13 protein-coding genes are annotated in these 13,351 nt (G+C 65.5%); 6 read left to right on the forward strand and 7 right to left on the reverse strand.

The window, feature by feature from the left end:
- Positions 1-66 precede the first annotated feature (66 nt).
- Complete coding sequence (gene msrB / locus IVA98_RS22440) at positions 67-579, reverse strand: peptide-methionine (R)-S-oxide reductase MsrB (RefSeq protein ID WP_247278681.1); 513 nt, start codon at positions 577-579, stop codon at positions 67-69.
- Positions 580-666: 87 nt separating this feature from the next.
- Entirely contained in the window at positions 667-2,124 is a 1,458-nt protein-coding gene (locus IVA98_RS22445; RefSeq protein WP_247278682.1) for an NAD(P)/FAD-dependent oxidoreductase, read from the reverse strand.
- Positions 2,125-2,216: 92 nt separating this feature from the next.
- Here IVA98_RS22445 and IVA98_RS22450 point away from each other — a divergent pair, with 92 nt between their 5' ends.
- From IVA98_RS22450 to IVA98_RS22460, 3 genes are read left to right on the forward strand one after another with little or no spacing between them, the layout of a single operon-like run.
- Positions 2,217-2,753 carry a SixA phosphatase family protein gene (locus IVA98_RS22450; protein ID WP_247300133.1) on the forward strand — a complete coding sequence of 179 codons (537 nt, stop codon included), beginning with the start codon at positions 2,217-2,219 and terminating at the stop codon, positions 2,751-2,753.
- Between the two features lie 49 nt (positions 2,754-2,802).
- Positions 2,803-3,228 (forward strand): universal stress protein, encoded by a 426-nt coding sequence (locus IVA98_RS22455; protein WP_247355527.1) that lies wholly within the window; start codon positions 2,803-2,805, stop codon positions 3,226-3,228.
- 15 nt (positions 3,229-3,243) lie between these two features.
- Positions 3,244-3,840: a hypothetical protein gene (locus tag IVA98_RS22460; protein WP_247355528.1), complete on the forward strand. Its 597-nt coding sequence runs from the start codon at positions 3,244-3,246 to the stop codon at positions 3,838-3,840.
- A 429-nt stretch (positions 3,841-4,269) separates the two neighbouring features.
- Here the strand turns inward: IVA98_RS22460 and IVA98_RS22465 are convergent, their stop codons facing one another.
- Complete coding sequence (locus IVA98_RS22465) at positions 4,270-4,506, reverse strand: DUF1127 domain-containing protein (protein ID WP_247300137.1); 237 nt, start codon at positions 4,504-4,506, stop codon at positions 4,270-4,272.
- Between the two features lie 182 nt (positions 4,507-4,688).
- On the opposite strand from IVA98_RS22465, the gene IVA98_RS22470 reads away from it, so the two are divergent.
- Positions 4,689-6,032 carry an aminotransferase-like domain-containing protein gene (locus IVA98_RS22470; protein ID WP_247355529.1) on the forward strand — a complete coding sequence of 448 codons (1,344 nt, stop codon included), beginning with the start codon at positions 4,689-4,691 and terminating at the stop codon, positions 6,030-6,032.
- A gap of 8 nt (positions 6,033-6,040) precedes the next feature.
- Here IVA98_RS22470 and IVA98_RS22475 read toward each other — a convergent pair whose 3' ends face one another.
- Positions 6,041-6,622: a hypothetical protein gene (locus IVA98_RS22475; protein WP_247278688.1), complete on the reverse strand. Its 582-nt coding sequence runs from the start codon at positions 6,620-6,622 to the stop codon at positions 6,041-6,043.
- A gap of 78 nt (positions 6,623-6,700) precedes the next feature.
- On the opposite strand from IVA98_RS22475, the gene IVA98_RS22480 reads away from it, so the two are divergent.
- Positions 6,701-7,135 (forward strand): hypothetical protein, encoded by a 435-nt coding sequence (locus IVA98_RS22480; protein WP_247278689.1) that lies wholly within the window; start codon positions 6,701-6,703, stop codon positions 7,133-7,135.
- A gap of 4 nt (positions 7,136-7,139) precedes the next feature.
- Here the strand turns inward: IVA98_RS22480 and IVA98_RS22485 are convergent, their stop codons facing one another.
- The 3 genes from IVA98_RS22485 to IVA98_RS22495 all read right to left on the reverse strand — a co-directional run bounded on the left by IVA98_RS22485 (position 7,140) and on the right by IVA98_RS22495 (position 11,781).
- Positions 7,140-9,539, reverse strand: a complete 2,400-nt coding sequence (locus tag IVA98_RS22485; RefSeq protein WP_247355530.1) for a bifunctional diguanylate cyclase/phosphodiesterase — start codon at positions 9,537-9,539, stop codon at positions 7,140-7,142.
- Between the two features lie 111 nt (positions 9,540-9,650).
- Positions 9,651-11,060, reverse strand: a complete 1,410-nt coding sequence (locus IVA98_RS22490) for an MFS transporter (RefSeq protein WP_247355531.1) — start codon at positions 11,058-11,060, stop codon at positions 9,651-9,653.
- 214 nt (positions 11,061-11,274) lie between these two features.
- Positions 11,275-11,781 carry a YciE/YciF ferroxidase family protein gene (locus IVA98_RS22495; protein ID WP_247278692.1) on the reverse strand — a complete coding sequence of 169 codons (507 nt, stop codon included), beginning with the start codon at positions 11,779-11,781 and terminating at the stop codon, positions 11,275-11,277.
- Positions 11,782-12,206: 425 nt separating this feature from the next.
- Here IVA98_RS22495 and IVA98_RS22500 point away from each other — a divergent pair, with 425 nt between their 5' ends.
- On the forward strand, positions 12,207-13,289 hold the full coding sequence (locus tag IVA98_RS22500; RefSeq protein WP_247278693.1) for a lysylphosphatidylglycerol synthase transmembrane domain-containing protein: 1,083 nt from the start codon (positions 12,207-12,209) through the stop codon (positions 13,287-13,289).
- Positions 13,290-13,351: the final 62 nt, after the last annotated feature.

Consider the following 13,351-nt stretch of genomic DNA (forward strand, 5'->3'; position numbering starts at 1 on the left):
GATGCCATAGCGTTTTCGAGCGAAGTGGCTACCGGTTCGCGTGAAGAAGACGCCTCAAAAAAAGCCCTACGTCGCCGACGCCGCCGCGGGATGGAAGACCAGCCCGAAACCGTCGATGCAGTAGCGCAGACCGGTTGGTTTCGGACCGTCGTCGAAGACGTGGCCGAGATGGCCGCCGCAGCGGCGGCAATGCACTTCGGTGCGGACCATGCCGTAAGCACGGTCCTCTGTCTTGCCGACATTGCCCTCGATCGGCTGGTAGAAGCTCGGCCAACCGGTGCCGCTCTCGAACTTGGTGTCGGAGCTAAACAGCGGCAGGTCGCAGCCGGCGCAGGCGAAAATGCCCTTGCGATGCTCCTTGAGCAGTGGGCTGGAGCCGGGCCGCTCGGTGCCGTGATTGCGCAGGATCTCATATTGCTGCGGCGTGAGCTGGGCACGCCATTCGGCCTCCGTCTTCACGATCTCGAACTTTTCCGCGGCCTTCTCGCCAGCCTCGGCCGGCGATGCCCTCAGCCAGCGGAAGGCCGAAAGGCCGAACAGCCCGGCGGCAGTCGATAGCAGGATGCGGCGATCAAACATCTCATTCTCCGTGCGGGAGCGTTCACGCCCTGAGATACGGGCTTCTGACGGCCGATGTTACACTTCCGGGCGGAATTATTCTCGGGTCTATTGCGAGACGCTGTCCTCCTGCGGGGCTGGTTCCGCGGCCTGGGCCGCAGCTCGTGGCGGCGGTGCCGGCCGTGGCCGGACCCCGGGCGGCGGACGGCGCGGACCGGTGCCAGCCGCCCGGTTGGCTTCGGCGAGGCGCGCCTCGCGTTTCCCGTCCTTGACCCGCGCCCGCTCGCGGTAGCGGGCGAGCGAGCCGGCGGCCGCGGAACTCGCCCTGCCCCAGAGCCCGACCAATTGGCCGGCGACCCGTCCGGTCATCCCTCCCGCCCAGACCAGCTCGAAGGGCGAAAACAGGCGCCAGCGTTCATCACCCCGCAGGATGCTGCGCGCGATCAACTGTCCGGCCATGGCCGAGGTGTTCATGCCCTGGCGGCCGAACCCGCTCGCCACCCACAGGCCTTTGCGCAGTTGGCCGATCTGCGGCATGCCGTGCACCGTCTGGCCGGTGGCGCCGCCGAACATATCGGTGATCTCGACATTGCCGAGCTGGGGAAAGATCGTGCGGATCCGCCGCCTGACCGCGCCGGCGAAGCGCTGCGGACGCGCCGCCCACGTGGTCTGCGGGCTCTCCCACATCAGCCGGTCGCCGTCGACGATACGAAAATGGTCGATGCCGCCGGAGTCCATCACCGATCCCTTGAAGGCGGTGATCTCGTGCACGCGCTCGCCAAGCGGCGCGGTGATGCCGGCATAGCGCCAGACCGGAAGCAACGTCTCCGACAAACGCCGCAGGGGCGCGCCGAGATGGATGTTGCCGGCGAGCACGATATGGCTCGCGCGCAGCCGCGCCGAGGGCGTGACGATGCGCTTGCGGATGCCGGAATGATCGATGCTGACGACCGGGGTATCCTCGAAGATGCTGGCGCCTGCCCGCCGCGCCAGTGCCGCAAGGCCGTGCACATATTTGCGGCCGTCGACCTGGAACGCGCGGGGATAATGGATGCCGTGGAAGTATCGATCGGTCTTGAGCACCGCTCGGACGCGATCGACCTGCCAGCCCTCGACCTCGGTATCGAAATCCTCGTGCAGCATCTGCAGCCGGCTGATCAGCCGGTCGCCGTCATCGACATTCGACACTTCCAGCGCGCCCTCGCGGAGGCCGATCCCCGGCATGTTCTCTTCGGTGGCGTTGGCGCGGACGAACTCGGCGCCCTGCTTCGACAGCGTCCACAATTCGCGCGCGTCCTCAAGACCGACGCGCTCGATCAGATCCGCGAGCGACAGTGCAAAGCCCGGCATCACGGTGCCGAGCTGGTTGCCGGAGGCGTTCCAACCGATATGGCGGCCCTCGAGCACCGCGACACTGGCCCCGAGCCGGGCCGCCTCCAGCGCGACCGAGAGGCCGGCAAGCCCCGCCCCGATCACGCAGATGTCGGCATCGAGATCGAACGTCAGCCGCGTCCGCTCGCGAAAGCCGGCTTCTTCCTGGGACACGCTTGTGAAAGTCTCGCTCATGTCGTTTCTTAACGGAGCCATCAGGCGCTTGTCACCTTGTCCTCAACCCGCGCCTGTAGATTATCGTGGACGCGTAACGATTCGAGAATGCCATGCGCCGTTTGATGCTGCTGCGTCACGCGAAGACCGAGACCGACGCACCGAGCGGCCGTGACCAGGATCGCCGGCTCGACGACCGCGGCCACAGGGATGCTGCGCAGATGGGCGACTGGATCGCCGCCCATCCGCCCTTCCCCGAGACCGTGCTGGTGTCGCATGCCGTCCGGGCCCGGCAGACCTGGGACATCGCCTGGGAGGCAATGAAGGACCGCGTCGCTGCGCCGCAGGTCGAGGTCCTGCCGGAACTTTATGGCGCCGATCCCGCGCAGATCCTGGACGCCATTCGCACTGCAACCGCCCCGGCCGACCCAAAGCAATTGCTGCTGGTCGGCCACAATCCCGGCATGCACGAGGTCGCGCTCATGCTTATGGGCGGCGGCGATCCGGCCGGCGCGCGGGCACTCGGCGACAACCTGCCTACCGCGGGGCTTGCGATCTTCGACTTTGACGTCAAGGATTGGGGTGACGTGGCCTACCGCCGCGGCAAACTGGTGCTGTTGGTCAGCCCCAAGCTGCTTCGATCGGGATGATCGCGCGACGTACCGCCAAGACGTGCTGACCGAAAGATTGGAGGCGCAGATGTTCAAGTCCATCCTCGTGCCCATTGACCTCGCTGACACCGATCTCGCCAAGCCGGCGATCGCAGCCGCGGCGACGTTGTCGCAAACCTGGGGCGGCGTTGTACGCCTGCTCAACGTGCTGCCGATGACGCCGGTGATGCTGGCCGAATACGTGCCGGCCGATTTCGACGAGCAGCAGCGCCAGACCTCGGAAGAAGCGCTCGCCATCGTCGCGCGGGAGTCCGGGATCGAACCCTCCCGCATCTCCAGCGTGGTGCGCCAGGGCGGCATCTACCACGAGATCCTGGAGGAAGCGGTGCACATGAAAGCCGACCTGATCGTGATGACCTCGCACAGGCCGGCGATGCGCACCTATTTCCTCGGCTCCAACGCCGGGCACGTCGTGCGCTACGCCAAATGCTCGGTGCTGGTGGTCAGGCACTGAGCTCGGAGCAATGTCGTGAAGCAATGGTGGCGGAGATGGACCTATGAGGTCCCGCTTGCGGTCGGCGACGCACTATGGGAGGTGCTGGTCGTGCGGCTGGCCGCGCTGCTGGACAGACTGACGGTGCGGAAGTTGATCGCCTCCATCCCCGTCGCGATCATTGTGCTGGCCTACTATCACAGAATCCCGATTCCGCCGGAGCTGATGCTGGTCGGCGACTTCCTCGCTTATGTCGACATTTTCTCGGTGCTGTTCCTGGTAGGTATGCTGAGCCGCGTCACGACGGTCATGTTCTTCGTCAAACAAGCGGCAGTACGCGTCGCCCAGCTCACCGGCGGTGTCGTCGCACATATGCAACGTCTCGATATCCGGCATCGACGTGAACGGGGCGCCTGGTCGAGACCACACCGCAAATCCGACCGGCCCGAGCACGACCTCACGGCCTTTGAGCGCGACCGGGCTCAGATCCAGCAACGGGCGGTTTTGCGAGAACCGCCCGTTTGCACATTCTGGCAGATTTCCCAGACACAAGAGCGCGACATAAGCCGTTCCAACCGTCCGCGCAGGGAAGGCCGGGATGTCTCCGGTTGCCCTGTTGTCCGCTATGCATGAAGCACACGCAACCTGCTCTTGGCATGGCGGTTCATGGAAGCCAACCGGCTCCCGGTCTTCCCCCCGTCTTCCCTGCCCCTCTTTCAATTATGAGGGCAAGGCACCGAAGCAAAGCTCGGGCGAACAAGCCGCGAGGATGCGAAGGTGTGTCTGCCACCACACACTCGCTGTCATCGCCCGGCTCGACCGAGCGATCCGGTACGCCGAGACGGCAGTGATTGAACAGAGACGCCGCGGCGTACTGATTCCCCGCCGGGGCCTGTCATCGGGCTCGCCGAAGGCGAGACCCGGTCGCGGGGAATGACCGCGTCACCTGGAGAATCAGGCCGCCGCCTCTTGATCGTCATCGCGAGGAGCCCTTGCGACGCAGCGCGTCCGGGACACGCGAAGGGCGAACGCCGTCACCCACCCTTCGCCATTGTCATCGTCTCACAAATACCGCGTCAGCTCGGCCTTGAACTGCCCGTAGACGGCGTCCTCGATCTGGCTGCGCGTGATGCCGATATCGCGCAGGGCGCGGTCGTCGAGTTGGTTCAGCGTCTTGACGGCGGAGCGGCGCTCGAGGCGGTCGAACAGCGCATAGGTGGCGGCGACGAGCGTGCTGAAAAATCCGCGTGATGAGGAGGGGCGTAAACTCCGCTCGGCAGTTTGCGAGATCGTGGTCATTGTTCTTCTCCGGCATGCTGTCCCGCGCGGCGAAGCCGATGCCGTTGGCGCAGACGCTTCGAGCGCTTGCACCTCATTTGCCGCGGGATTGCTCTCGCTCTCCTCGGCTCGCGGAACTTGATGGAACTTAAATGCTTCAGTACACTGATCGGAGCAAGTAAAACATTGCTCTCGGTGCAATAATGTCCAAGTTCGAGTACGTGAAGCTCGCCGATGCCATTGCGGCCGATATCACTAACGGCACGTTAAGGCCTGGCGACCGGCTGCCGCCGCAGCGCAATTTTGCCTATGACCGCGGCATCGCGGTCTCGACCGCGAGCCGGGTTTACACCGAATTGCTCCGTCGCGGGCTCGTCGTCGGTGAGGTCGGCCGCGGTACCTTCATCTCCGGCGATGTCAGGCGCGAAGTCGAGACGATCAGGGAGCCCGTGGACGCGCGCATCAATTTCGAGGTCAATTATCCGCTGCTGCCGCAGCAATGGGCGATGATCGCCAAGAGCCTTGCAGGGCTCGAGCGCGTCGACGCGCTCGAATCCGCGCTGCGCGTCTCGACCAGCACCGGCACCAAGAGCGCGCGCGTTGCGGCCGCCGCCTACCTCGCACGCAAGGATTTCGCGCCGCAGGCCGAGCAGATTTTCTTTACCGCCAACGGCAAGCAGTCACTCGCGGCCGCGCTCGCAGCGCTCGTCCCCACCGGGGGCCGCTGCGGTGTCGAGGCGCTGACATATCCTTACGTGAAGAGCATCGCCGCGCGGCTCGGCGTGACGCTGGTCCCGATCCCGATGGACGAGCACGGCGCGCGGCCCGACGCCATCCAGAAAGCGCATCGCGAAGCCCACCTGTCGGCGCTGTATCTCCAGCCCATCATCCAGAACCCGCTCGGCGTTACCATGAACGCAACGCGGCGCGCCGATATCATGCGCATCGCCGAGAAGCTCGATCTCACCATCATCGAGGACGCCGTCTACGGCTTCCTCGCCGACGACACGCCGCTCGCAGCGCTCGGGCCCGACCGCTGTATCGTGCTCGACAGCCTGTCCAAGAAGGTCGCGCCCGGCCTTGCGCTCGGCATCCTGGTCGCGCCGCCGCATCTGCGCGAGAGCGTGATGAGCGCGATCCGCACCGGCGGCTGGATCGCCTCCGGCCACGCGCTGGCGTCCGGGCAGCGGCTGATGGCCGACGGCACCGTCTCCGAGCTGACAAGGCTGAAGCGCATCGACGCCGCACGCCGCCAGCAGACCGCAGCGAGGCTCTTGGCCGGCTACCAGCTCGCCGCCGATCCGCGCGCCTATCATCTTTGGCTGACGCTGCCACCGCATTGGCGTTCGCAGACCTTCGTCGCCGCGGCAGCCCGGCGCGGCATCGCGCTGACGCCGTCCTCGACCTTCGCGATTGCTCATGGTCATGCACCGAATGCGGTGCGGCTCGCGCTCGCGCCGCCCTCGCCCGAGCAGCTCGATTCCGGCCTGCGCACGATCGTTTCGCTGCTCGGCACCAAGGAAGAGGATTTTGACTCGACGGAGTAGCGATCTATCTATGGCAGCAAGGACCGGGGTAGTTGATCGAAGCTGTAGCTCCGCGGCCGGTTGCGCCGGACGAAGCCGCCGACCCGCCAGGCGAACAGCGCGGCAAAGCCGAGAATGAACAGCGCGCCCGCGAACTCGCCGATCATCAGCGCGCGGATCAACAGCACCGCCATCGCCACCGTCAGCACCGCAAGGAAGACCAGCACCGCCGCATAGGCCATGCGGCCGAGGCCCGCGCTCAGCGTCGCCCGGCTGCCGGCCTTGGCCATGCGTGCATGCAGCGCGACGATGAACTGGCGAAAACCGCTGTCCTGCGGCGCCATCAGCGCGGCCGTTTGCCAGCTCGTCGACAGGATCGCGATGCGCCGACCATCGGCGTGGCTGACGTCGGCGCGAAAGCGGTGCTGCTGCATCGACACTGGGCGGAACGACAGCCGGATCGCGCTGATCTCGTCATAGCGCCACAGCGCGGAGCGCCCGGCGATGTGCCAGGACAGGCCCTCGTCCGTCAGCTCGAAACGGTGGGCCGAACCGATCAGCGAGGCCTTATAGGCATAGCTCGTGACTGCGTCAGCATCCGAAACCTGCATCTCGACATCGATCCCGTCCTCGCGATCCCGTCAGCGATCCGCTTGCGCGAACGCCCTCGCCCATCCTACAAGCGGGGCATGGCTGAGACGACCTTTTTTCCGCGCCGCCTGATTCTCGGCGCTGCCCTGATCTCCGGCGTGCTGCTCGCGCTCGCGGTGCATATGCTGGGCGCGCGCTACGGGCTCGACCTCGGCGGTCTCTGGCGCGCCGACACGCATGAGTTCATCCCGGCCGGCGCGGCGATCGCATGGTGGCTGATCGCCACCGTCGGCTTTTCCGGCGGCTATTTCACGGCATCATTGATGCAGAGCGCCGTCTCCGGCCAGATCCCGCAACGGATGCGCCAATTCCTGATCGCAGTCGGCGTGCTGCTGCTCGCGGGCGCGGGCCAGGCGGCCTCAGCACCGAGCCCGATCCCAACGGTCTCGGGTGTCCTGGCCGGGCTCGCTGCGCTGTGCCTCGGCGCTGTGATGGCATTTTGCGGCGCGCATTTTGCGTTGCGCCGCGGCTAGGCCATCACGCCGACGCGAGTAGCCGCGGCCGATCCAGCATGATCGCGATATCGCAAGCAGGCCGCGGCTTGCTGAACAGATAGCCTTGCGCCTGGGTACAGCCTTCACGCCGGAGCAGCTCGAGCTGCGCGTCATTCTCGACACCTTCCGCCGTGGTGACGATACCGAGGCTGCGGCCGAGGCCGGTCACAGCGCGGATGATCGCTATGGAATCCTCGCGCGTCGCCAGCTCCGACACGAACGAACGATCGATCTTGATCTTGTCGAACGGGAAGCTGCGCAAATAGCTCAGGGACGAATAGCCGGTGCCGAAATCGTCGAGCGAGATCCGCACGCCCATCGCGCGCAGCTCGTGCAGGGTCGTCAGCGTCGCCTCGCTGTTCTGGAGCAGCACCGATTCGGTGATCTCGAGCTCGAGGCGGCGCGCATCAAGTCCCGAGAGGGCCAGCGCCTCGGTCACCGATGCGATCAGGTTCGGGCTCTTGAACTGCACCGGCGACAAGTTGACGGCGACGTCGACATCGTCGGGCCAGGTCGCCGCGTCGGTGCAGGCGGAGCGCAGCACGAACTCGCCGAGCTGAACGATGAGCCCGGTCTCCTCGGCCAGCGGGATGAAGCTGATCGGTGCGATCAGCCCGCGCTGCGGGTGATTCCAGCGCAGCAGCGCCTCGAAGGCGACGACGCGGCCGCTCGCGACGTCACGGATCGGCTGATAATACGCCACGAACTCGTCACGTTGCAGCGCCGCGCGCAGATCCATTTCAAGGAGGCGCCGCGCCTGCGCGCGCGCATCCATGCCGGTCTCGAAGAAGCGATAGGTGCCACGGCCGTCCGCCTTGGCGCGGTAGAGCGCGAGGTCTGCGTTCTTCAGGAGCTCGTCCGGATGGCTGCCATCCTGCGGCGATAGCGAGATGCCGATCGAGACGCCGATCACGATCTGGTGGTCGTCGATCTCGTAAGGCGCCGAGATCACCTCGACGAGGCGCCCGGCAAGCGATCTCGCAGCGGTTTCCTCGGAACGTCCGATCTGGACCACCGCAAACTCGTCGCCGCCGAGCCGCGCCACGGTGTCGTGCTCGCCGACGGTGGCCTTCAGCCTGCGGCCGACTTCCTTTAGCAGCGCATCGCCGATGGGGTGGCCGAGCGAGTCGTTGATGTCCTTGAAGTGATCGAGATCGAGACAAAGCACCGCGAGCTGCTCGCCCGACCTGGTCCGGCGCAGCCCATGCTCGAGCTGTTCGTGGAACAGCACGCGGTTCGGCAGGCTGGTCAGCGCATCATGGCGCGCCATGTGCGAGATCTTGGCCTGCGCCTCCAGCCATTCGGTGATGTCCTCGAAAGTGGCGACCCAGCCGCCGCCCTGCATCGGCTGGTTGACCACCCGGATAGAGCGGCCGAACCGGTTGACGACGTCGGTCGTGGTGCGTCCCTCCCGCGCGTCGGCGACGAGGCGGGCGAAGAATTGATCCGCGTCGCCCTGCCACTGGCCCTTCGCCTGCTCTTCCCTAAGCACGTCGACCAAAAGGCGGCCGGTGAGCAGGATGTCGGTGCGACGGAGCATCGCGGCATAGCGCTCGTTGAAGAGGATGATCTTGCCGTTGGCGTCGAACATGCACAGTCCTTGCGACATGTTCTCGAGCGCGCTGTCCAGCACGATCTGCTGGCGCCCCAATTCGCCCTTGGCGCGGCGGTCGAGCAGCGCGGCCACGAGCGCAATCGCGATGATCGCAACCGCAGCGCTGGCGGTGAGGAAGGACAGCGAGGCCGGCGGGATGGAGAGCCCGCTGATCGCGCGGGTCGGGTCTGGCGTCAGCAGCACCGCGCCCATCGCGGTGAAATGATGCGCGACAATGGCAAGCGTCAGCAGCGCAGTCGCGCTCAGCGCATGGGAGAGGTCGTCGCGCCGCGCGGCGATGAACAATGCGAAGCCCGCAAAGACGATTCCGAACAGCACCGAGGCGGCAACCGTGCTTCCGATCCAGGCCACCTGCGCCGGAATCTCCAGCGCCGCCATGCCGGTGTAGTGCATCGCCGCGACACCAGAGCCGACAATCGCGCCGCCGAGGGCGATCCACGCCGGGCGCGTGGACGATACCGCGATGCTCAGCCCCACGAAGGTCACGGAGATCGCAAGGATCAAGGAGAGGAGCGTCACCGGGATGTTGTAGGCGCCGGCACCGCCCGGCCCGTAGGCGAGCATCGCGATGAAATGCGTCGCCCAGATGCCGCATCCGCTGACGACGGCATCCAGGGCGATCCAGACCAGACGTCCGGGGCCCTGCGTCGCGCGTGCGCGCTGGAACAGGCTGATTGCCGCCGCGCTGGCGAGCAGACACACCGCAGCGCCAAGCGCGACCAGTCGCCAATCGTGCTCGTCGGTGAGACAGAAGAGAACTTGATACATCGCCGGCCCCTATCGACCGGCACTTGAGCCGACAGAGATGGACGATTGGTAACTGGCTGCAAACCTGCTCCGGGAATGGTGAATGGGAGATGTGTGCGTTCGCTCAATTGTTCATCCTCGCGCCGGCGCACCGACACCGATCACGGCGGCGGCAATCAGCAAGACCGCCGCCGAGATGACCAGCGACAGATGCAGCCCGGTCATGAACGCACGGTCCGACGCCACCAGCGAACCGAACAGGGCAACGCCGAGCACACTGCCGGTCTGCCGCGTCGCGTTCAGGACGCCGGCTGCGATGCCGGAGCGCGCCTTCTCGACGCTGCCGAGCAGCGTTGACGTCAGCGGCGGCACCAGTAGGCCGAGCCCGCCGCTGATCGCGATCGTCTGCGCGCAGATCGCCCAATAGCTGGTCCCGGCTTCGATCCAGAGCAGGCCGAGACAGCCGAGTGCCGATATGCAGGCGCCGAGGACGATGGTCGGGCACGAGCCGATGCGCTCGGCTAGGCGCGGCGCTAGCAGATTGACCGGCAGAACCGCCGCCATCATCGGCACGAAGGCAAGCCCGGTCCACCACGCGGACAGCCCGTTGATCCTCTGGAAATACAGGCTGAGCACGAAGATCAGGCCGTAGATCGCGATGTTCACCAGCAGTCCCACGAGTGAGGTCAGCGTGAACAGCCGCTGGCCGAACAACGACAGCGGCAGCATCGGCTGCGCCGCGCGGCTCTCACGCCAGACAAAGAGCACGGCGAGAATGGCGGCTCCGACAAAGGCTGCGATCACGGCCGGATGGTCCCAGCCGAGCGCCCCGCCTTCGATGATTGCTCCGGCAAGCGCGCCCAGCGCACCGATTGCAGCCAGCTGTCCAAGCAGATCGATCTCGCGCGAGCGCGCCCGCGTGGTCTCGCTGGCATAGCGCCAGCTCAGCCACAGGCCGGCGAGCCCGATCGGCAGATTGACCAGGAAGATCGCGCGCCAGCCGACCAGCGTGATCAACGCGCCGCCGACAAACGGGCCGGCGGTGAGTGCAAGACTTGCTCCGGCGGCCCAGACCGCGACGGCGCGGCCGCGCTCGCGGTCGTCCGCATAGGCATGATTGAGCAGCGCAAGAGAATTCGGCACCAGGATCGCCGCCGCCAGGCCCTGAACCAACCGTGCTGCGATCAGCACGACCGCATTGGGCGACAGCGCACAGGCGAGCGAGGCCGCGGTGAAGATGGCGAAGCCCGCCATGAAGACGCGCTTGGCGCCGATCCGGTCACCCAGCGCACCGGCCGTGAGGATGAAGGCGGCAAACGCGATGGTGTAGGCGCTGACCACCCATTGCAACTCGGCGACCCCGCCGCCGAGCGCCCTCCCCATTGCATCGAGCGCGGTGTTGACGATGGTGACGTCGAGCTGCACCACGCCATAGCCGAGGCTCATGGCGGCAAGCGTGAGGGAGGTTGCAAGATGCGAGCGGGCCCGCGGCGCAGGACTCGCGTTGTCAAAGGTTTGGTGTTTGATAATGCTTGCTCGCATGCTGCCACCTCGCTTGCAGCCCCATGCGAAATATACCCGTCCGGCGTGCCGCCATGTTTCGACAATGGCCGAATGATGGATGCGGATGCGCCCGGCCGCCACGCGTAAAGTACATCGCCCGTCTTGTGCGCAGTGGCGCACTGGGATGAGGACGGAAATAAGAAGACGCCGCGCGGACCATCGCGCGGCGTCTTCATCTTAGCTCCGTCTTGCCTCAGCTCGCCGCGCGCAGATTCACCTTGCTCTCGGCGAGTGTCGTCAGCTTCTTGTCGGTCGCCTTTTCCTCCTCAAGCGTCTTGGCAAGCACCGCCGCGCAATCATTGCGGCCGAGCTGCTTGGCCCAGGCGATCAGGCTGCCGTAGCGGGCGATCTCGTAATGCTCAGCGGCTTGGGCCGCATTGATCAGCGCCGCGTCGAGCACGGCCTTGTCGGCAACTTCGCCCGCCGTCTCGTCGGCTTCCTCGATGATGCCGTCGATCGCCGGGCAGTCGATCGCCTTCACGGCGACGCCGTGCATCTTGAACACTTCCTCGAGACGCGCCACGTGCTGCTTGGTTTCTTCAAGGTGCGTCAAAAAGCCCTGTTTCAGCTGCGGATCGGTGGCCTTGCTGGCCATTTTCGGCAGCGCCTTGGTGAGCTGCTGCTCGGCGTAATACACGTCCTGGAGCTGGTGCACGAACAGGTCGTTCATGGTTTTGATGTCTTTTGTGAACAGTCCCATCGTTCCGGTCCTCTCGGTTTCGGGAACACGGCGGCATCGGCCTGCAGAAAGGCCGCCTGTTCCGCCATGTCCGGTTGCTGATGGGGCCTAACGAGCACGCGGCACCGACGTTCCAAGACACCCTCCGCCTGCGCTGGAACAATGCCGACGGCGCCAGGATTGAAACCGTCCTCCTCAAATACGAATGCGCTTTCCGAACCGCACGTCGCGACTCATATGCTTAACGCGCGTCGGATGTGAACCACATATGACAAAGTGGCTGGTCCAACGCAGAACCTATTGTTGTCAAGGGCTGCACAAGCCGCTGTTTTTGCCTTAAATGAGCTGGATCATGCCAAGCGATCGACGCCTGCCCTTTGGCCGTCATCGTACCCGCACTGGCCAATGCCTGGCCGGATCGGTCTTGCCCCCCGCCGGGAGGATGAATGCACGGACTGCTGCCCGCGCTGAAACGCGGCTTCAACAGATGGATTGGCTGGCGACGGCTCGGCATTGCCGCGAGCGTCTTCATCATCGCCTTCGCAATCACCACGCTGGTGCGGACCCTCAAGGGCATCGATACCGGAGTTATCTTGACGGCGTTGACCGAGATTCCTCGCGGGAATATCGGGCTGGCGGCGATCTGCGTTTTGTTTGCGTTCTGCACGCTGACATTCTACGACTTTTTCGCACTGCGAACGATCGGCAAGAAGCACGTGCCCTATCGCATCGCGGCTCTCTCCAGCTTCACGTCCTATTCGATCGGCCACAACATCGGCGCTACCGTCTTCACCGGCGGAGCGATCCGCTTCCGGATCTATTCGGATTACGGGCTGAACGCGATCGACGTCGCCAAAATCTGCTTCCTGTCGGGCCTGACCTTCTGGCTCGGTAACATCTTCGTGCTCTCGATCGGCATGGCCATCCATCCGGGTGCGGCGTCGTCGATGGATCAGCTGCCGTCGTCGATCAACCGGTTGATCGCGCTCGGCGGCCTCGCCTCGATCGGCGCTTATCTGGTCTGGCTCTGCATGGGTGAGAAGCGGCGCGAGCTCGGCCAGAAGGGCTGGAAGGTGGTGCTGCCCTCGGCGCCCCTGACGCTGGTGCAGATCCTGATCGGCGTGATCGATCTCGGCTTCTGCGCCACGGCGATGTACCTGCTGATGCCGGCCAATCCACCGATCGACTTCATGTCGCTCGCCGTTGTGTTCATCCTGGCAACGCTGCTCGGCTTTGCCAGCCATGCGCCGGGCTCGATTGGCGTATTCGATGCCGCCATGCTGGTGGCGCTCCCCGAATTCGGCCGCGAGGAGCTTCTGGCGACGCTGCTGGTGTTCCGCATCCTCTATTTCGTGATCCCGTTCGGCCTCGCCATCTCCATCATGGGCACGCGCGAGCTCTGGATGAACGTGGTCGCGCCGTGGCAGGAGCGGCGGCGGCTGGCGGAGGCCTGCACCCAGGCCAACCTGCCCAAGCAGGTGGCCGCGATGGAGCGCGAGCGTGCGCTGCGGCAGGCCGGCAAGCGGTAGGCCACTCAGACAAAGGTTGCGGGCGGGCAGCGATCCTCTCTTATTTCCGCCTCAACTTTGCC

The organism is Bradyrhizobium sp. 160, assembly GCF_023073735.1.
Taxonomy (GTDB): Bacteria; Pseudomonadota; Alphaproteobacteria; order Rhizobiales; family Xanthobacteraceae; genus Bradyrhizobium.

Excerpts from the sequence above, each read along its gene's own strand:
- IVA98_RS22455 (WP_247355527.1), top strand. The coding sequence starts at position 2,803 with ATGTTCAAGTCCATCCTCGTGCCCATTGACCTCGCTGACACCGATCTC.
- IVA98_RS22485 (WP_247355530.1), bottom strand. The coding sequence starts at position 9,539 with ATGTATCAAGTTCTCTTCTGTCTCACCGACGAGCACGATTGGCGACTG.
- msrB (WP_247278681.1), bottom strand. The coding sequence starts at position 579 with ATGTTTGATCGCCGCATCCTGCTATCGACTGCCGCCGGGCTGTTCGGC.
- IVA98_RS22490 (WP_247355531.1), bottom strand. The coding sequence starts at position 11,060 with ATGCGAGCAAGCATTATCAAACACCAAACCTTTGACAACGCGAGTCCT.
- IVA98_RS22495 (WP_247278692.1), bottom strand. The coding sequence starts at position 11,781 with ATGGGACTGTTCACAAAAGACATCAAAACCATGAACGACCTGTTCGTG.
- IVA98_RS22480 (WP_247278689.1), top strand. The coding sequence starts at position 6,701 with ATGGCTGAGACGACCTTTTTTCCGCGCCGCCTGATTCTCGGCGCTGCC.
- IVA98_RS22450 (WP_247300133.1), top strand. The coding sequence starts at position 2,217 with ATGCGCCGTTTGATGCTGCTGCGTCACGCGAAGACCGAGACCGACGCA.
- IVA98_RS22500 (WP_247278693.1), top strand. The coding sequence starts at position 12,207 with ATGCACGGACTGCTGCCCGCGCTGAAACGCGGCTTCAACAGATGGATT.
- IVA98_RS22470 (WP_247355529.1), top strand. The coding sequence starts at position 4,689 with ATGTCCAAGTTCGAGTACGTGAAGCTCGCCGATGCCATTGCGGCCGAT.
- IVA98_RS22465 (WP_247300137.1), bottom strand. The coding sequence starts at position 4,506 with ATGACCACGATCTCGCAAACTGCCGAGCGGAGTTTACGCCCCTCCTCA.
- IVA98_RS22445 (WP_247278682.1), bottom strand. The coding sequence starts at position 2,124 with ATGAGCGAGACTTTCACAAGCGTGTCCCAGGAAGAAGCCGGCTTTCGC.
- IVA98_RS22475 (WP_247278688.1), bottom strand. The coding sequence starts at position 6,622 with ATGCAGGTTTCGGATGCTGACGCAGTCACGAGCTATGCCTATAAGGCC.